An 18496-nucleotide genomic window follows, 5' to 3' on the forward strand; every position below is an offset into this window, starting at 1 on the left:
CGCAAAGTGCGTCTTTTACCTACCCAAGTCCGCATTTCAGGATTAACCATATGGCGATGGACGCACGGGATACGACCGGTACGGCTGGACAGATGCCAGTGGTGGTTGCCCGTTCGCATGACCGCCGCACGATGAGCCGTCTAAAGGCTGCGTTGCGTATATCCGCTCTCTCCTTGCTCGTTCTCGCGACATTGTTTGCCGGCGGCTTCGGCTGGTTCGCAAACAAGGTCAGCCACCTGACGACGCCTGCCAATCCAGCCAAGGCTGATGCGATCATCGTCCTGACCGGCGGCCAATCCCGCCTCGATGCGGCCATGGACCTGCTGGCGTCAGGCAAGGGCGAGCGGCTGCTGATCAGCGGTGTGCATCCTTCCGCCAGCCGTCGCCAGTTGCAGGCGGCGACCGGTGGCGACGTCAGGCTGTTCTCCTGCTGCGTCGACATCGACCGTGCCGCGCTCGATACGATCGGCAATGCCGAGGAAAGCGCCAAATGGGTCGAGAGCCATGCCTATGGCACAGTGATCCTCGTCACCAACAATTATCATATGCCGCGCAGTCTGCTGGAAATGGGCCGGCTGCTGCATGGCGCCAAGCTTGAGCCCTATCCGGTGGTCAATTCCAACCTCGACAATGGCGGCTGGCTGACCAAGCCGCGGGCATTGCGCGTGCTGTTCACCGAGTACAACAAATATTTGCTGGCGCTGGCGCGTGGCATCGTCCCGGTCAAGCCGACGCCCAACGGCATCGCGCTGGCCGAAACCGCAGCCGGCGGCTGAACCATCATTCCCCGGCGGCCGCGCCTGCCCTGGCGGCCGCGCCTGCCCTGGCGGCCCTGGCAGCCGCGCCCGACACCCCCTTGAGCCGTGCGACCTCCTGTTCAAGACGCTCGATGCGCCTGTCCCGTTCACCGAGTGCCGCTGCCACGTCGGCCGCCTCGAAACGCTGCGGGATATGCTGCGGGCAATTGGCATCCCAGGCCGTGATCGTGAACAGGATGACCTGCTCGGGACGTGCCTTGTAATCTTGCGGCATCAGTTTCGCCAGCAGTTCGGCATCGTTCTCGACAACGCGCGCCGTGCCCCAGAGCTTGATGCGTTGCCGATGCATATAGTCGACCAGGAACAGGAAGGCCTGCGGATTGTCAGCCAGATTGCCCTGCGTGATGAACTGCCGGTTGCCGGCAAAATCCGCGAAGCCGATCGTGTGTTCATCCAGCACCTTGAGGAAGCCGACCGGCCCGCCGCGGTGCTGGATGTAGGGCTGGCCATCGCCATTGGCCGTCGCCAGGAAGACGCTGGTCTGCATCTCGATGAAGGCGGCAAGGTCGGGGGTGATGGCAGCTTGCCAGCCGCCANGAGTTCAGACGTGTGCTCTTCCGATCTCTGGATCGCCTTGACCGTCGGCGTGAAGGCGACGTCGCTGGTGAAAGCATGCGCGTTCATCGAAAGCCTCCTGGAATTGCTCTAAAGCCCGAGTTCCGACAGTGTAGGGTGGTCATCCGGCCGCCGACCGAGCGGCCAGTGATATTTGCGGTCAGCCTCGCCGATCGGCAGGTCGTTGATGCTGGCGATGCGCAGGCGCATCAGCCCGTGTTCGTCGAATTCCCAGTTCTCGTTGCCGTAGCTGCGGAACCATGAACCGCTGTCGTCGCGCCACTCATAGGCGAAGCGCACCGCGATCCGGTTGGCGTGGAAGGCCCAGACCTCCTTGATCAGCCGATAGTCAAGCTCGCGGCTCCATTTGCGCGTCAGAAACGCCTGGATGGCATCGCGCCCTTGCAGGAATTCAGCCCGGTTACGCCAGCGACTGTCCATTGTGTAGGCGAGCGCGACCCGTGCCGGATCACGGGAGTTCCAGGCGTCCTCGGCCATGCGCGCCTTCTGTGCGGCGGTCTCGGCTGTGAACGGCGGAAGCGGTGGTCGGCTCTCAGACATGACATTCCTCTGCGGCATGCGTGGCGGAGACCGGCGGACACCGCCTGGCCTTTCCGGAGTCAGGCAGCATCACGGGCAGAAACAACCGGAAAATCGATCTCGGTCCGGGCAACCTCATTGATATAGTTGGTCCAGACGTTCAGGGCGACGTGCTGGACGATCTCAATGATCTCACCATCGTCATAGCCTGCCAGCCTGACGGCTGCGAGGTCCTCGTCGCCGACATGGCCGCGGCTGTGGGCGACCTTGGCGGCGAAACGGACAGCCGCGCCCGCCTTGGGATCGGTGGAACCGCCGTGGCGGTTGGCAATCATTTCGGCGTCGTCGAGCCTTGCGAGGTTCTTGCCGAGGTAGGTGTGGGCGGAAAGACAGTAGCTGCAACCATTGACCTCGGCGACCGCGAGCGCGATACGTTCGCGCGTTGGCGCCGGCAGGCGGCCCCTGGCAAGCGCCCCCGACATGCCGAGGTAGCCTTCCAGCGCGGCCGGGCTGTTTGCAACCATCCTAAACAGGTTCGGCACGACACCGAGCTGCTTCTCGACAGCGTGCAGCATGGGTTGCGCGGCTGTTGGAGCGGCGGCAATGGATGACAGGGTAACGATGCGGGGCATGACGATTTCCTTTTGAGGTGCCCGTCTTATATGCATCCTTTCACATTGCAGATGTAGATGCCATAATTGCAATCTATCCTTCCAATTTCTGGAATAAACAATGGACCGCCTCGAAGCCATGTCCCTTTTCGTTGCCACGGTCGAGGCTGGCAGTTTGTCCGCTGCCGCGCGCCGTTCGGGCGTTCCACTTGCCACGGTCAGCCGCAAGGTCTCCGACCTAGAGCGTCATCTTCAGACACGCCTGCTGAACCGGTCGACGCGGCGGCTGACGCTGACCGATGCGGGCGACGCCTACCTCGCCGCATGCCGCCGCATTCTCGACGAGGTCGGCGAGGCCGAGCGGGTCGCCGGCGGCGAGTACAGCGCCCCGACGGGCGAATTGATCATCACCGCGCCGATCGTCTTCGGCCGCCTTCACGTGCTGCCAGTCGTCACCGCGTTTCTCGCCGCCTACCCGCAAGTGGACATTCGCCTGACGCTCGGCGACGCGATAAGCCATTTGGCCGAGGAGCATATCGATCTCGCAATCCGCATCGGCCGGCTGCCGGACTCGCGCATGGTTGCCACAGGGCTTGGCTCCATCCGTCGTGTTGTCTGCGCAAGCCCCGCCTATTTGTCTGAACGCGGCACGCCGAAAACCCCCAGAGATATTGAGACGCACAGCTGCATTACATTTGAGGGTCTCAGTTCCCTCGCCACCTGGACCTTTTCGGTGGAGAAGACCGACCTTCCAATCCAGGTTCGCTCAAGGCTCCGCGTCAACACCGCTGAGGCCGCGATCGACGCTGCGATTGCCGGCATCGGGATAACACGGGTACTTTCCTACCAGATCGTAGCCGCTGTGCGGTCAGGAGCCCTCAGAGCGGTTCTCCAGGACTTCGAACCGCAGCCGTGGCCGGTAAATCTCGTACACGCCGGCCAGGGCCGGCTGCCGGTGAAACTGCGCGCCTTCCTCGACTTCGCCGCTCCTCGCCTGCGGGAACGCCTGGCGCAGGCGGCGTGGTGAATGAGCCGCATCGCCTTGTTTCCTTTTTCCCCGCGCTTGGTGTAACCAACGCTCACCTCCTCACCGGACCTCCCCCATGCTCTATGCCAGATCACTGACGTTCAATTTCGTCTTCTACGTCAACCTGATCATCCAGATGATCCTCTGGACCCCCTATTATTTCCTGTCCCCCCGTCACCGCGCCTGGTTCGTGCCGAAATTCTGGTCGCGCACCTCGATGTGGCTCTTCGACAAGATCGCTGGAACGAAGAGCGACATCACCGGCCAGGAAAACCTGCCAGAAGGCTCCTTCATCCTGGCGCCCAAGCACCAGTCGTTCTGGGACGCGATCGCCTTCTTCCCCTTCCTCCAGGACCCGCTCTACATCTTGAAACGAGAGCTGACCTGGATCCCGTTCTTCGGCTGGTACATCATGAAGATGCGGATGATCCCGGTTAACCGCGGCAGCCGCTCGAAGGCGCTGAAGGCCGTGGTCGCCGCGACCAAGGAGGAGATGGCGCGCAACCCTCGCCAGCTGATCATATACCCCGAGGGCACGCGCCGGGCTCCGGGCGACGAGCCGGCCTACAAATACGGTATCGTCGAAATCTATGCGCAGCTTGGTGTTCCGGTGGTGCCGGTCGCCCATGTCGCCGGCCTTTATTGGCCGCGCCGGAAATTCCTGCGCTACCCCGGCACGATCAGGGCACGCTTCCTGCCGCCGATTCCACCGGGACTGAGCAAGGACGAATTCATGGCCCGGCTGATCGGGGAGACCGAGGCCGCCTGCGACCAGTTCCTGATCGAGGCGGCGCGCGGCCCGAACCCACCTGCCTTGCCACCGACAGCGGTGAAAAGGCTGCAAGAGCTGGATCACGCCGCAAAAACCAAAGCCTGAGCCGAAGTCTCCGGCCGGCAGTTCTCAGCCGAATACGGCCAGCGCAGTGGTCAACACCAGCGTCGCGGCAAAGACCAGATTGATAATCCGCGATGCCGCCGGCTGGCGCAGGAAGCGCGCGAACGCTGCTCCCGCGACGAGCCACACGGCATGGATGGCGACGATCATCAGGGCGAGAACCGTCAGCCTCAGCCATGGACCGAGCTCAGCGACGCCCTGTTTCGACGAAGCCCAGGCGAACACGACGGCGATCGCCACATAGGCCTTTGGATTGGCGACCGCGAGAAGGAACCCAGCCAGCCATGTTAGCCTCGGCGGCGCGTGCCGCCAAGGGCGGCGCCGTAGCGATCTTGAAGGCGAGATAGAGGATGTAGACCGCTGAAGCGACGGCCAGCAGCGGTGCGAACCGCGGCATCGACGTGAGCACCGCCATGACCCCGGTCGCCACGACCAGCAGCACGGCGATCGTGCCTAGGATGATCCCCCCGGCATAGCGCAGCGAGTGGCGCAGGCTGAAGGCGGCCCCGACGGCGGTGACGCTTATCGTTGCCGGCCCTGGGCTGCCCATGACGATCGTGGCGGCAAGCACCAGCGCGACCAGCTGACGCCAAAGGTCCAGCTGCGAAAGAAGCGGCTCCGTCATCTGCACCTCTGCCTTGCCCCCGTGCAAAGAAGGCTATGGCAAGACAAGAGGGTCGTCTTGGACGTTCGTGCGAGGAGCGGTCGCCGAAAGCTTCAGCCGCTCGCCTTGTCGAGTTCGGCCATATCGTCGGCGCTCAATTTCAGCGACGCCGCCTTGATCAGGCTGTCCATCTGGTCGGGCCTGGTGGCGCTGGCGATCGGCGCGGTCACACCGGGCCGCGCGATCACCCAGGCAAGCGCGACTTCCGCTTGCTTGGCCGAATGCCTGGCCGAGACCGCGTCCAGTGCCGCAAGGATGCGATATCCGCGCGCGTTGAGATAGTCCTTCACACCGCCGCCACGCGGGCTCTGACCAAGATCGGCCTCGCTGCGGTATTTGCCGCTGAGAAAACCCTTGGCAAGGCTGAAATAGGTGATGACGCCGATGTCCTCGGCCACGCAGAGATCACGCAGTGGGCCGTCGAAGGACGAGCGGTCGTAGAGATTGTATTCCGGCTGCAGCACTTCGTAACGCGGCAGGCCGCGCAGGCTCGCCACATCGAGTGCGGCGCGCAACTGGGCGGCGTCGAGGTTCGAGCAGCCGGCATAGCGGATCTTGCCCTTGGCGAGCAGCTTCTCATAGGCGCCAAGGGTTTCCTCGTAGGGCGTCGTCGGATCCGGCCAGTGCGACAGATAGAGATCGATGGTGTCGGTCTGCAGCCGCTTCAGCGATGCGTCGACGGCCTTTTCGATGTATGCGGCGGACAGGTCCTTATGGCCCTGTCCCATATCCGAACCGACCTTGGTGACCACGATGACCTTGTCACGATTGCCGCGGTCCTTCATCCACTTGCCGATAATGGTTTCCGACTCTCCGCCCTTGTGGCCGGGCACCCAGCGCGAATAGCATCCGCCGTATCGACGGCGTTGAGGCCGGCGCCGATGAAGCGGTCGAGCAGGTCGAACGAGGTTTTCTCGTCGGCGGTCCAGCCGAAGACATTGCCGCCCAGAACCAGCGGTGCGATGGAAAGATCGGTACGACCGAGACGGCGTTTCTGCAAGGCGTATCTCCGGAATGATTGGGCGGGCGAATGCTGCCCGCGGGCTGAGGTTCGGAGCCTAAAGCTAGGTCTTGGCCGATCGAGGTCAAAGGCCTGGCCGCCTTTTTCCGCAGAGGCAGCTTCACAAAGGCGCGACCCGCCTGGCGACTTCCTCCAGCCAATGGTCGCGAATGCCTAGCGCCTCGAGATGCTCCAGTGTGCTGAGCACATAATCCTCGTTGACGCCGGACTGGCCGACCGCGCCACGCACCATGGCCGCCGCCTCCGCCGCGTCGAGCGCGCCGGCATACTGCACGTGCTGGCGGTCGACGATATAGGCCACCGCCTCGACAGTCCGGCCCCCGTCGAGACGAATCTTGAGCAAGCGCTCGAGATAGACATTGGTGACCAGCTCGCGGTCGCGCAGATAGGTGATGACCTCGTCGCGCAAGTCGCCGGGAACACGGAACGCCAGGCCGACACAGGAGCCGCCACGGTCGAGGCCGAGCACCAGCCCCGGCCGTTCACGCGTGCCGCGATGCACGAAGGAATAGACGCAGAGCGACCGGCGATACCCATGCAGGCGGGCGCGCTGTGTCTCGACATGCGCGAAACCCGGCCGCCAGATCAACGAACCATAGCCAAACACCCAAAAATCGCCCATATCGCCGCGCCTGATTGCAAAGAATGCCAACACCGTGCCGGGACCGGAGTTTTTTAGCCTGTCCCGTCTACCTATTCGTCTCTGTCTACCTATTGTCGGCGGGATCGACTGTCCGTCCGCAACACCCATGCGTTAACGAGAGCCAAAGCATGACGTCAAGTGACGAACGCCAGCCGAGTAACCTTCGCCGCCTGATCTGGCTTGCCGCCTTCGTCGTGGTGCTGTTTGCCATCTACAGCGGCGGCTGGTTCTATCTGGCCAACCGGGTAAGGAGCGAGGCCGACAAGGCGGTTGCCACGCTGAACAAAACTGGCGTCGAAGCCGGCTGCGACAACCTCCAGGTCAGCGGCTATCCCCTGAGCTTTACGGTCTCCTGCGACAATTTGGCTTACGAGGACGATGCCAGGAACGTCGCCGCTTCGGCCGGCAGTTTCAACGCAGCCGCCCAGATCATCCAGCCTCTGTCACCGGTTGCCAATCTGCGCGGCCCGCTCAGGACTTCCGTGCCAGGCATGGCGCCGTTGTGGATCGACTGGGACAACCTGCAGGCCAACGTCAAATTGTGGTGGCCACTACCGCAGCGGATTGCTCTGGAGGCGGAGGGCCTGTCCGGCCAGACCGATCCGGCCGACGATACCGATCCGGTGCAATTGTTCAGCGCCGGCAAGGCGGCTGGCCAACTGCAGCCGAATGGGGCGGACATCGACTATCTCGGCAGTTTCGGCGATCTCGAGATCAATCCCGGCGCGATCGGCGGGCGCGTGCTGCCGGCGCTCGATGCCAGCGGCGACGCGACGCTGAAGAACGGCATTGCACTGATCGGCACGCAGGTGAGAAGCCTGCGCGGCCAGGCAATCGAAATCCGCAACCTCTACCTGTCGTCGGGCACGGCGCGCATCACCGTTTCAGGACCGCTTTCGGTCGATGCCGAGGGCCTGGTCAACGCCGATCTGATGATCAGGCTGAAGGACCCGAAGGCGGTGGCTGCCATCCTCGGCGCCGCCATACCCGAGCAGAAAAGCCAGATCGAGCAGGGCTTTTCTGCCCTGGCGGTGCTTGGCAACGAGCCATCGATGCCGCTCAAGGTGGTCAAGGGCAAGGCCTCGCTCGGCTTCATCCCGCTGGGCAAGATCAAGCCACTCGATTAAGCGTCCCTGTATGAACAGACCGGCAAAACTTCTGAGCGTCGGCGCGCTGACGCTGGACACCATCCTGCGTGTCGAGACACTGCCCCCGCATCAGGGCAAATTCATCGCCTCCGACGGCGTCCAGATCGCCTCGGGCATGGCCACCAGTGCTGCCTGCGCCGCGCACCGCTTGGGCGCCGAGGTGTCGCTGTGGGCTAGTGCGGGTGACGATCCCGTCGGCGACCATCTCGTTGCCGCGATCGAAGCCGAAGGTGTCGATTGCGCCTATGTCCGCCGCGTCGGGGCGCTCGCTCGGCGCTGGCCTCGATCCTGGTCGATGCGCATGGCGAGCGCATCATCGTGCCGTTCTATGACAGACTTGCGCAGGCCGATCCCGAAGCCTTGCCGCTCGCCGACCTCATGGCATTCGACGCCGTATTGGTCGATGTCCGCTGGCCGGGTGCGGCAGCACTTGCGCTGAATGCGGCACGCGCCATCGGCCGCCCGGCGATCCTCGATGCCGACACCGCGCCGCTGGAGGTCCTGGAACAGCTGTTGCCGCTCGCCTCGCACATCGTCGCTTCGGAGCCGGCGGCGCGCATTGTCTGCGGCCAGGCGCTCGACCCGGAAACGGCTTGCGCCGATCTCGCCAGCCGCACCGACGCCTTTGTCGCGGTGACTGGCGGCGCGGCGGGGAGTTGGTGGCACGACCGTTCCGCAGGCTGTGTGCGTCATGTCGCGGCGCCGAGGATCAAGGCGGTGGATACGCTCGCCGCCGGCGATGTCTTTCACGGCGCCTTCGCCGTCGGCCTGGCGGAAGCCATGCCCGTCGAGCATGCTTTGCGCTTTGCCAGTGCGGCCGCCGCGCTCAAATGCCTGCGCTTCGGCGGCAGGCTTGGTGCACCGAATAGAGCCGAGACGCTGGCGATGGTTGCGGCGACCTGGCCTGCCTGAAACGAATTTAAGTCTTGGCCGGGTGTTCGACCGCCTGACGGCCAAAATCGGGCACGTCGATGTCCTGGCCGGCCTCGATGATCGAGCGGCGCACGGCGCGGGTGCGGGTGAACAGGTCGAAGAGTTTTTCGCCGTCACCCCAGCGAATCGCGCGTTGCAACGACGCTAGGTCTTCCGAGAACCGCGCCAGCATTTCGAGGATTGCATCCTTGTTGTGCAGGCATACGTCCCGCCACATGGTCGGGTCGGAAGCGGCAAGGCGGGTGAAGTCGCGGAAGCCCGAAGCCGAATACTTGATCACCTCGGACTTGGTTACCGACTGCAGATCATCGGCGGTGCCAACGATATTGTAGGCGATGATGTGCGGCAAATGCGAGACGATGGCCAGCGTCATGTCGTGATGCTGAGGATCCATCGTGTCGATGTTGGCGCCGCAGCGGCGCCAGAATTCCGACAGCCGTTCCAGCGCGTCCGGGTCAGTATCGGGCAGCGGCGTGAAGATACACCAGCGATTGTCGAATAGGTCGGCAAACCCGGCATCGGGGCCGGATTTCTCTGTGCCCGCCAGCGGATGACCGGGAATAAAGTGAACGCCGGCTGGCACATAAGGCTGCATCTGCGCGATGACAGATGCCTTGGTCGAGCCGACATCGGTGAGGATCGCGCCCGGCTTCAATGAAGGCGCAATTTCCTCGGCGACCGTGCCGGACGAGCCGACCGGCACCGAGACGATGACCAGATCGGCATCCCTGACCGCTTCGCTCGCATCGGTGGTGTAGGAATCACCCAGCCCAAGTTCTTTCGCTCGCGCCAGCGTCGCGGCACTGCGGGTCGAGATGGCTACGCGGCCAGCCAGCCCCTCGCGGCGGATGACGCGGGCCAGCGACGAGCCGATCAGGCCGATGCCGACCAGCGCGATCTTTTCAAACATCGGTGATGTCATGGTGTTCTAGCTTTTCAGGAATGTCGTGAGTGCGGCGACAACGCCGCGATTGGCCTCTTCGGTGCCGACGGTCATGCGCAGCGCGTTGGGAAAGCCGTAGCCGGAAACGCGCCGCAATATATAGCCGCGCGCCGTTAGATACTCGTCCGCCGCAGCTGCGGAATGCTTGTTGTCCTCGGGAAAATGAATAAGGACGAAATTGCCGACGCTCGGCGTCACCCGCAGCCCAAGCTTGGTGAACTCCTCGCTCAACCATGCCAGCCAGGTCTCGTTGTGCGCGACGCTGCGCTCGACATGGGCGCGGTCGCGGATCGCCGCGATGCCGGCCTCGATCGCCGTTGCATTGACGTTGAAGGGGCCACGCACGCGGTTGATCGCGTCGACGATATGCATCGGCGCGTACATCCAGCCGATCCGCGCTCCACCAAGGCCGATCTTCGAGAAAGTACGGGTCATCACCACGTTCTCGGCGCTGCCGACCAGCTCGATGCCGGCTTCGTAATCGTTGCGGCGGACATATTCGGCATAGGCGGCGTCGAGCACCAGAAGCACATGCCTTGGCAAACCGGAATGCAGCCGGCGCACCTCCTGGAACGGCACATAGGTGCCGGTCGGGTTGTTGGGATTGGCGAGGAACACGATCTTGGTGCGCGGCGTGATGGCGGCCAGGATGGCGTCGATGTCGGCGCGCTCCTCTTTTTCCTTGATCGTCACCGGAACGGCACCCGCCGACTGGATGTAGATCTTGTAGACCATGAAGGCGTGTTCGGTGATGACAGCCTCGTCGCCGGGCGCCAGATAAGTCTGCGCCAGCAGGCCGAGGATCTCGTCGGAACCGTTCGAGCAGATGATGTTGGCCGGGTTGAGACCGTGCACTTCGGCGATCGCTTCGCGCAGCCGCCTGGCGGTGCCGTCGGGATAGACGTCGAGCTTTCCGGCAATCTCGCGCGCGGCTTCGATCGCTTTTGGCGAGGAACCGAGCGGGTTCTCGTTCGACGAAAGCTTGTAGACCTTGGCGACGCCGGCAGGCGCCGTGCTCTTACCCGGCACATAGGCGTCGATGTCCATGATGCCCGCGCGCGGGGTTGGACGTGCCTTGTCCGGTGTCTGGCTCATGTCGCAAAATCCGTCGAGAACGCTTCCTCAGGGAAGCCGCAGCGGAAATACAAGCCGTGGCCCGCAATGTCGAGAGGTGACCGCCTCCGGACAATGGCTGGCCGTTGACGCCGGCCTGCCGCAGCCCTAGAAGGGGGTACGAACTACCGTGGTGATTTGGCCGGTCGGCTTGCAGCCACGTTAAACAACTTGCTAAAGGGCCGTTTGCATCCTGTAACCGGCTTTGCGACTGCAATGCCGGTTTTTTATTGCCCGCGCCGGCCGGACACCGCATCGGCATCGATTTTCGAAAAGCACGGTGCAGGGATCAAGGTGTGAGATGGATGCAATGGCCGCTCTGCGTGCTCGCAAAACCAACAACGAGGCCGACCAGCCGTCGAGCCCGGTCTTGCGTTTTGGGCCTGACAAGCCGCTCAAGCTCGACGCTGGCACGCTGCTGTCGCCGTTCCAGATCGCCTACCAGACCTATGGCACGCTGAACGACGCCCGCTCCAACGCTATCCTCGTCTGCCATGCCCTGACCGGCGACCAGCACGTCGCCAGCACCAATCCGGTGACCGGCAAGCCGGGTTGGTGGGAAGTGCTGATCGGCCCCGGCAAGATCATCGACACCAGCCGCTTCTTCGTCATCTGCTCCAACGTCATCGGTGGTTGTCTTGGTTCCACCGGCCCGGCCTCGACCAATCCCATCACCGGCAAGCCCTATGGGCTCGACCTGCCGATCATCACCATCCGTGACATGGTGCGCGCGCAGCAGATGCTGATCGACCATTTCGGCATCGAAAAGCTTTTCTGCGTGCTCGGCGGCTCGATGGGTGGCATGCAGGTGCTGGAATGGGCGTCGAGCTATCCGGAGCGCGTCTTCTCGGCGCTGCCGATCGCTACCGGCGCGCGCCATTCCTCGCAGAACATCGCATTCCACGAGGTCGGCCGGCAAGCTGTCATGGCCGATCCGGACTGGCATGGCGGCAAATATTTCGAGCACGGCAAACGCCCGGAAAAAGGCTTGGCGGTGGCGCGCATGGCCGCCCACATCACCTATCTGTCGGAGGCCGCGCTGCACCGGAAATTCGGCCGCAATCTGCAGGATCGCGAAGCGCTGACCTTCGGCTTCGACGCCGACTTTCAGATCGAAAGCTATCTGCGCCACCAGGGCATGACCTTCGTCGATCGCTTCGACGCCAATTCCTACCTCTACATGACCCGGTCGATGGACTATTTCGACCTTGCAGCCGACCATGGCGGCCGGTTGGCCGACGCTTTTGCCGGTACCAAAACCCGCTTCTGCCTGGTGTCCTTCACGTCGGATTGGCTGTTTCCGACCGAGGAGAGCCGCTCGATCGTGCATGCGCTGAACGCCGCCGGCGCCTCGGTGTCCTTCGTCGAGATCGAGACCGATCGCGGCCACGATGCCTTCCTGCTGGACGAGCCGGAACTGTTTGCCGCCATCAACGGCTTCATCGGCTCGGCGGCCCGGGCGAGAGGGCTCAGCGCATGACCCTGGAAAGTTGCGGACTGGTCTGTCCAGGATCATGCTCCACGCAGGAGGCGGCATCATGAGTGTCAACCGCGACCAGCGCGTCGACCTCGAGGTCGTCGCCAATCTCATCCCGCCGCAGTCCCGCGTGCTCGATGTCGGTTCGGGCGACGGCTCGCTGCTCGAATTGCTGCAGGACACCAAGCAGGTCGACGGCCGTGGGTTGGAGCTGTCGCAGCGCGGCGTCAACGAATGCGTGGCGCGCGGCCTCTCGGTCATCCAGGGCGATGCCGACAAGGATCTCGAATTCTATCCCGACAAGGGCTTTGACTTCGTCGTCCTGTCGCAGACGCTGCAGGCCACCCGCAACCCGAAGCTGGTGCTCGACGAACTGCTCAGGATCGGCAACCGCGCCATCGTATCCTTTCCCAATTTCGGCCATTGGCGGGTGCGCCTGTCGCTATTCATCCAGGGTCGCATGCCGGTGACAAAGGACCTGCCCTATTCCTGGTACGACACGCCCAATATCCATTTCTGCACCATCCGCGACTTCGTCAATCTGTGCGACGAACTCGGTGCGACAGTGGAGAAGGCGACGGCACTCGACGCCAACGGCCAGAAGATCGGTCTGTCGATGCCGTGGTGGTTCTGGAATTTCTTCGGCCAGCAGGCGGTGTTCTTGCTGAAGCGGTAGCTTGCGACACGCCGTCGCTTGATCGACAAGGATTGCCTCTATACTGGGACGAGTAGAGTGTAGTCACATGGAAGCTGATAAATGGCCGGCGCAGAGATAAACGAAGAGTCCACAACATATTCGCTCGTCGTGGAAATGGAGAACGCTAGATCCGTCGATTGGGACGAAGTCGGCGTTGGGCTGAACGCGTTGGCGCGTGAGATAGCTGCGGTTTCGTCGATCGGCTTCACCAGACCGGATGTTATCATATCCCACGCCGGTACGGACGACGACGCGGAATCCCTTCACAGCGACATCAAGGGAGAAGCGCCGCAGTTGGCGCAGGTTGCCGACTTGACCTTTGTTGCCTGCCCTGGCGGTCGATATTATGAGCTCAAGAACAATGGCATCCGGAAAGCGGATTCAGATGTAGTTGTCCTGACCGATTCCGACACGGTTGCAGAATCGGGATGGCTCTCAACGATTCTTGAGCCCTTTAAGGATCCCCGCGTTATTTGCGTAAACGGATTTACGCATCTTTTGCATGACGATTTCGCGTCGAGAACGTTTGCGCTGATCTGGTTTTTCCCTTTGGCGCACGGAGACGGACGATTTGCTTCAAAACGGGCGATCAATGCGAACAATGTAGCCCTTCGCCGGAGCGGGTTTGCGGAAAATCCTTTTCCGGAGAACAATGGCTTCAAGGTCTCTTGCACCCTGCTGATGCGTAATCTGCAACGCCAGGGTCACGAGATTCGCAATGTCAACGCACGCGTCTACCACTATGCGCCGCGGGGTTTGCGGTTCTTTGTCTGGCGCGCCTTGGTAACAGGTCGCGATGCCGACCGGAAATTTGTGGACCTTGCCTCGCCCGGCCGCATGCGACGGGTAGCCAAGTCTTTCAGCCGGTGGTTCACCATGTCGTGGCGCACAACACGACGCGTTGTGGGCCATGCTCGGGACACAGGGATGCCGCTTTGGCAAATTCCGTTCTCCCTGATTGTCGGTCAGATATTTTATGGATTGGCATTCTGGGGCCAGTTTAGCTTCGCCACCGGTATGGTAGGTGATAAAATTGAGAAGCTGCCTGACTATGTCGAGCACAGCTAGCCGACGCTCTTCATAAACCAAAATTGAGGCATATCGCTTTGTCGCAATAGAGTTCACGTTTGGCCAAGGACATCCGTGGCCTTGTGCGCATATTCGACGCAGTCGGCGAGCCCCATCGGCCTCCGCTCATGATTGAATTTCCCTTTGGAGGGCAGCCGACAAGCCAGCCTCCCAAGGCAATCTGTCGAAACGCCGAGCACAATACGATTACGTCCGAGGTAATGGAATATATGCTGTCCGCAGCGGCAGGCCGCTTCCGTGGTGATTCGTAAATGCTCTGTTCGGCAATGCTGTTGCAAATGGAGCGCTAATAACGGGAATTCGTTGGCTTGCGCGGGTCGAGTATCGGTAAAGTGGATGACACGGGCAGTTGCTTTTTGTAGCGTCGTATCGACTACGAGATGTCGCGGAAAGGAAGTTCGATCCATTCGACCGTTCCAAGAATCGAAAAGTCCTGGATAGACGCGCAGCTCTGCGCAGGGAAACAGCTGACACGACATGGCCGGGATCATAGATCCGACACCTCTCGTTACCGTCATCACGCCGACCCACAACCGGCGCGAAACGGTGTTGCGCGCCGTGGAAAGCGTGCTTTCCCAAAGCATGCCAAGGCTCGAGCATATTGTCGTTGACGATGGCTCGACCGACGGAACCGAGGCGGCACTTGCCCGCATTCAAGACCCGCGGCTGATTTATGTCGGTGCGAAATGGCGAGGCGCCAATGCCGCCAGGAATGCCGGCATCGAGCGGGCCCGGGCGCCCGTGGTGACATTCCTCGATTCGGACGACGTTTACCTGCCGCACCGGCTTGAACGAACCCTGGCCCGCTTCGACGACAATTCCGCACTTCAGGTATTGATCAGCTCTTTTGTGTCCCTGAAGGGCAATCGCGCCACCAATTGCATCAATCGCGATGCGTTCGTGAGCCCGACGATGCTGGAACGGACGCTGGTCGCACAGACGATCTTCATCGCCGGCTCCGCGATAACCGCTCGCCGCGAGGCCTTGCTGGGCATTGGCGGTTATGACAGCGACATCACCCGGATGCAGGACCGGGAATTGCTGCTGCGGCTAGCGCGCCGTCATGGCGCTCGGTTGTCCGAAGACATCGACTGGACGAAATACAACTCGGAAAACTCCATTTCAGGCCGCCGTGACGGCTATGTCGAAGCCTATGCGAACCTGATGGGCAAACATCCGCATATTGCCGACGCCTACCCGCATATTCCGCCATACATGATCTCGCGGCAGATTATCGCCGATATTCTCAGGGGCCGGATACCTCAAGCATTTGAGGGCTACATGGCCAATCGCTCGTCGAAATCGCTCGGCTACACGCTGCCGGAACTGATGCACGGCTATATTCACGGCCGGCGCTGGCGCCGCGATCTCTACAACGAGTTCCGCGACAAGTTTGGCGCCCGACCGGCCTAATTGCATGTCGCCTAAAAGTGTCCACCGGTTCTAGACTACGACATGCACGACAAGTTCCAGTAAGGCTCACCGGTCGAGTTCCGGAAAATACGGATCGGACAAGAACCGCCTATCCCGTTCGCCCTGCAGACAGTCTATCGGCGTCGCCACGTCGACGGGCATGATTCTCGCCTCGTCCTGATTGCCGCTTACTTCGAGGATCAGCTTGCGCCGGATGGCCGTCGAAAATTCGGCGGCCGCATAAATCGGCAGCACAAAGGAACCGGGCCCGCCGCTCACGCACTGCGCGTAATACTGGTCGAGATGACTGAAGGTGGGTGATGGACTGATCAGGATTGGCAATCCATTGACGACGATGCCCTTTGCGGTCGCCGCATCGCGCGTGGCGGTGACCGGCGGCCCGATATTGTTCGGACCGTCACCGGAAATATCGATGACGCTCCGTTCGCCCTTGAAAGAAGTGTGATCGAAAAGCTCGGTGCCGAAGGCCAGCGCACCGGAAATCGAGGTGCCGCGGAAGCTGCGGAACGGGCGGGCCGCAACCTTGTCGGCAAAGAGGTTGGCGCTCTCCGCGCTGTCGATGATCTGCCAGCCGATGACCGCGTCGTCACGCACCGTGCCGGCCCATTCGAAATAGGTGAGCGCGATCCGGCCGGTGGCGCCGGCGCGAACAGCCTTGATAAAGTCAGGATGTCGCAGCGCCTCGACATAACCGGCGCGCTGCAGGGCGAACTCCTTTTCGTCCATCGACAGCGATATGTCGACTGCAAGCACCAACTCGACGTCGACGGCCGGCGCATCCGGCGGCGAGGCGGCGGCCTGGGCGCAGGCAAGACAGGCAAGCAGGCGCAAAGCATCAAGCATGGCCGTCGCCAGGGTTGTTCCTCTGGACAAGCTTGCGGCGCGATCACGGCAGAATAAAGCTTTGCGCGGAGGAATTCTGGGAAAAGCATCGGACGGCCTTCCCAGGAAAAGCGCATAGCGCCTTCCCCCTAGGATTTGCGTCAAAACAAACGATTGGAGCGGATCGGCGTTTCCGTGAAACGATGAACCGCTCTGAACATGAACATCGGTCTATGCCTTGCGGCGGGCAGCGACTGGCGGCGGTTCGATGGCGCCGGCCCTGACGCGGGCGGGCTTCAGAGCGGGAGCGCCGGTATCCTTGACGATCGTCAACGCGCGCGGAAAGAACTGATTGTTGTGCAGGCCGCGCCCTATGTTGAGGATCGCAGTCCCAGGCAAACGCTTCTCGAGCATGGCCAGCACTCGCCGTAGCGACGGGCCGTCAAATGCATCCAGTGCTTCATCGATGATCACCCATTTCGGCTGCCGCAAGGCGAGTCTGGCGAAGGCCAGCGAGCGCTGTTCGTCATCGCCCAGCTCGTGGTCCCATCGCCCGGCGCGGTCGAGCGACGACGACAGCCATTCAAGACCGACCTCTGCAAGCACCTTCGAAATGTCGGCGTCACTCGCCGGCGCGGGTCCGTTCGGGTGATCAAGCACCTCGCGCAACGTGCCGGTCGGGAAATAAGGGACGCGCGGCACGAATATGAGGGTTTCTGCCGCCGGCAGGCCGATCCGCCCGCTTCCCCATGGCCACAGGCCGGCAATGGCACGAAAGAACAGCGTCTTGCCGGCGCCCGCCTCGCCGATGACCATGACGCGCTCGCCGGGACGGATTTCGACATGCTGGTCCGCGAGCCTCGTGCAGCCCTCCGGCGAGGCCACTTCGAGCTTCTCGAAAGTCAGGTTGCCATTGGCGTTGTCGCCGAACTCGATGCGCCTTTCCGTGTCGTGGAGCACATCGATTTCGTCGAGAGCGATGCGGAAATCGGCGACGCGCATCAGCGTGGCGCGCCAATCGGCGATGCTGCCGATGTTGTTGATGAACCAGCGCAGCGACGAATGGACCTGGTTGAAGGCCCCGACCGCCATCATCAATCCGCCAAAACTGATATCACCTGCGAAGTACACCGGCGAGGCGACCAGGATTGGCGCGACGACGGTGATCCAGCCATAAGAGTCGGTCACCCAGGCTAGATTGATCTGTGCGCTGTAGATGCGCCGCATGGCGCCTAGCACCGTGCCGAGATCGAGTTCGAGCCGCCGCCTGGCATCGGGCTCGCCATGGTACAACGCAATGGCATCGACATTTTCGTTGACGCGCACCATCGAGGAGCGCAGCTCGGCTTCACGTGTGTAGCGGTCGCTGTTCAGGCTGATGAGCGGGCGTCCAACCAGCCAGCTCAGCCAGGAGGCGGTGCCGGCATAAAGAATGGCGGCCCAGACCATGTAGCCCGGTATGGCCAGTGCGGTTCCGCCGATGTGGAACACGAAGCCTGAGGACAGCTCCCACAGCACGCCGACGAAGGACACGAGCAGGATGCATGACTGCAGCAGCCCGACACCGAGGTCGGTCGACAGGTCCGAGAGGTGCGCCGCATCCTGCTGCATGCGCTGGTCGGGATTGACGCCGATGGCACCGGCATTGGCCAGCCGGAAGGCGCGCGCGGGCCGCGTCCACTGGTCGATCAGATCCAGCGTCAGCGCCTCGCGCAGCTTCAGCCGGATCATCTGGTTGAGCCAGGTCTGGCCGATATTGAGCACCAGAAGTCCACCGGCTATTGCCGCAAAGACGAGAAGCTGGTGCAGGAAGGCCGCCATGTCGCGCCGCGCGAGCGCGTCGTAGAAAGGCTGATTCCAGCGGTTGAGCAGAACCTGGCCGATCGACGTTGCGATGATCACGGCCATCATGCCGACCGCTGTCCAGAGCAACCATTTGCGAACCGGCGATGCCGCCAGCGCCCTCCTGATCGTCGCCACCTGGTCGCTCAGGCTGCTGGCTTCGACCGCCACCACAACCGGCTGGACGATGGCGGCATAGTCCGGTTGATCAGCCATGTCCGAGG

The 18496-nt window shown here is 62.3% G+C and carries 16 protein-coding genes, 3 pseudogenes and 1 riboswitch; of the genes and pseudogenes, 9 read left to right on the plus strand and 10 right to left on the minus strand.

All coding sequences use genetic code 11. The annotated features are described in order from the left end of the window. The first annotated feature begins 50 nt into the window (after positions 1 to 50). Positions 51 to 776, plus strand: coding sequence for a YdcF family protein (locus X744_RS166220; protein WP_023757236.1), 726 nt, complete (start codon positions 51 to 53; stop codon positions 774 to 776). Between the two features lie 687 nt (positions 777 to 1463). Here X744_RS166220 and X744_RS166215 read toward each other — a convergent pair. Beyond that, a complete protein-coding gene (locus X744_RS166215; protein ID WP_023757237.1) occupies positions 1464 to 1934 on the minus strand; it encodes a DUF1348 family protein in 471 nt (156 codons plus the stop codon). Positions 1935 to 1993: 59 nt separating this feature from the next. Beyond that, a complete protein-coding gene (locus tag X744_RS166210) occupies positions 1994 to 2545 on the minus strand; it encodes a carboxymuconolactone decarboxylase family protein (RefSeq protein WP_023757238.1) in 552 nt (183 codons plus the stop codon). 100 nt (positions 2546 to 2645) lie between these two features. Between X744_RS166210 and X744_RS166205 the strand changes: the two genes are divergently transcribed. Together X744_RS166205 and X744_RS166200 are read left to right on the plus strand one after the other, a co-directional pair. Continuing rightward, on the plus strand, positions 2646 to 3551 hold the full coding sequence (locus tag X744_RS166205) for a LysR family transcriptional regulator (RefSeq protein WP_023757239.1): 906 nt from the start codon (positions 2646 to 2648) through the stop codon (positions 3549 to 3551). Positions 3552 to 3627: 76 nt separating this feature from the next. Beyond that, entirely contained in the window at positions 3628 to 4428 is an 801-nt protein-coding gene (locus X744_RS166200) for a 1-acyl-sn-glycerol-3-phosphate acyltransferase (protein WP_023757240.1), read from the plus strand. Positions 4429 to 4452: 24 nt separating this feature from the next. On the opposite strand, the pseudogene X744_RS01000000169180 reads toward X744_RS166200, so the two are convergent. From X744_RS01000000169180 to X744_RS166195, 3 genes and pseudogenes are all read right to left on the minus strand, one after another. Further along, positions 4453 to 5071 (minus strand): annotated as a pseudogene (locus X744_RS01000000169180) (LysE family translocator). 92 nt (positions 5072 to 5163) lie between these two features. Further along, positions 5164 to 6110, minus strand: a pseudogene (locus tag X744_RS01000000169185) (aldo/keto reductase). Positions 6111 to 6231: 121 nt separating this feature from the next. Continuing rightward, on the minus strand, positions 6232 to 6753 hold the full coding sequence (locus X744_RS166195; protein WP_023757241.1) for a gamma-glutamylcyclotransferase: 522 nt from the start codon (positions 6751 to 6753) through the stop codon (positions 6232 to 6234). 149 nt (positions 6754 to 6902) lie between these two features. Here X744_RS166195 and X744_RS166190 point away from each other — a divergent pair, with 149 nt between their 5' ends. Together X744_RS166190 and X744_RS01000000169190 are read left to right on the plus strand one after the other, a co-directional pair. Next, positions 6903 to 7901 (plus strand): DUF2125 domain-containing protein, encoded by a 999-nt coding sequence (locus X744_RS166190; protein ID WP_023757242.1) that lies wholly within the window; start codon positions 6903 to 6905, stop codon positions 7899 to 7901. 10 nt (positions 7902 to 7911) lie between these two features. Beyond that, positions 7912 to 8834: pseudogene (locus X744_RS01000000169190) on the plus strand (sugar kinase). Between the two features lie 7 nt (positions 8835 to 8841). Here the strand turns inward: X744_RS01000000169190 and X744_RS166185 are convergent. Together X744_RS166185 and hisC are read right to left on the minus strand one after the other, a co-directional pair. After that, positions 8842 to 9777 (minus strand): prephenate/arogenate dehydrogenase family protein, encoded by a 936-nt coding sequence (locus X744_RS166185; protein ID WP_023757243.1) that lies wholly within the window; start codon positions 9775 to 9777, stop codon positions 8842 to 8844. A 6-nt stretch (positions 9778 to 9783) separates the two neighbouring features. Next, on the minus strand, positions 9784 to 10893 hold the full coding sequence (gene hisC, locus X744_RS166180; protein WP_023757244.1) for a histidinol-phosphate transaminase: 1110 nt from the start codon (positions 10891 to 10893) through the stop codon (positions 9784 to 9786). A gap of 138 nt (positions 10894 to 11031) precedes the next feature. Then, a riboswitch (SAM riboswitch) is annotated at positions 11032 to 11109 on the plus strand. A 112-nt stretch (positions 11110 to 11221) separates the two neighbouring features. Between hisC and X744_RS166175 the strand changes: the two genes are divergently transcribed. The 3 genes from X744_RS166175 (at position 11222) to X744_RS166165 (ending at position 14153) form a co-directional block, all read left to right on the plus strand. After that, entirely contained in the window at positions 11222 to 12391 is a 1170-nt protein-coding gene (locus tag X744_RS166175) for a homoserine O-acetyltransferase (protein ID WP_031259577.1), read from the plus strand. Between the two features lie 58 nt (positions 12392 to 12449). Further along, positions 12450 to 13064 (plus strand): methionine biosynthesis protein MetW, encoded by a 615-nt coding sequence (gene metW, locus X744_RS166170; RefSeq protein WP_023757246.1) that lies wholly within the window; start codon positions 12450 to 12452, stop codon positions 13062 to 13064. Positions 13065 to 13145: 81 nt separating this feature from the next. Then, the gene (locus tag X744_RS166165; protein WP_245266408.1) at positions 13146 to 14153 is read left to right on the plus strand and encodes a glycosyltransferase; all 1008 of its coding nucleotides are present in this window, start codon (positions 13146 to 13148) and stop codon (positions 14151 to 14153) included. A 53-nt stretch (positions 14154 to 14206) separates the two neighbouring features. Here X744_RS166165 and X744_RS1000000173390 read toward each other — a convergent pair whose 3' ends face one another. Next, positions 14207 to 14581, minus strand: coding sequence for a hypothetical protein (locus X744_RS1000000173390; RefSeq protein ID WP_156938474.1), 375 nt, complete (start codon positions 14579 to 14581; stop codon positions 14207 to 14209). A 70-nt stretch (positions 14582 to 14651) separates the two neighbouring features. Here X744_RS1000000173390 and X744_RS166160 point away from each other — a divergent pair, with 70 nt between their 5' ends. After that, entirely contained in the window at positions 14652 to 15587 is a 936-nt protein-coding gene (locus X744_RS166160) for a glycosyltransferase family 2 protein (RefSeq protein ID WP_023757249.1), read from the plus strand. 66 nt (positions 15588 to 15653) lie between these two features. Here X744_RS166160 and X744_RS166155 read toward each other — a convergent pair whose 3' ends face one another. Both X744_RS166155 and X744_RS166150 read right to left on the minus strand, forming a co-directional pair. Beyond that, complete coding sequence (locus tag X744_RS166155; RefSeq protein WP_023757250.1) at positions 15654 to 16451, minus strand: DUF1194 domain-containing protein; 798 nt, start codon at positions 16449 to 16451, stop codon at positions 15654 to 15656. Between the two features lie 210 nt (positions 16452 to 16661). Further along, positions 16662 to 18488 carry an ABC transporter ATP-binding protein/permease gene (locus X744_RS166150; protein WP_023757251.1) on the minus strand — a complete coding sequence of 609 codons (1827 nt, stop codon included), beginning with the start codon at positions 18486 to 18488 and terminating at the stop codon, positions 16662 to 16664. Between the last annotated feature and the right edge of the window lie 8 nt (positions 18489 to 18496).

The organism is Mesorhizobium sp. LNHC252B00, assembly GCF_000502955.1.
Lineage (GTDB): Bacteria > Pseudomonadota > Alphaproteobacteria > Rhizobiales > Rhizobiaceae > Mesorhizobium.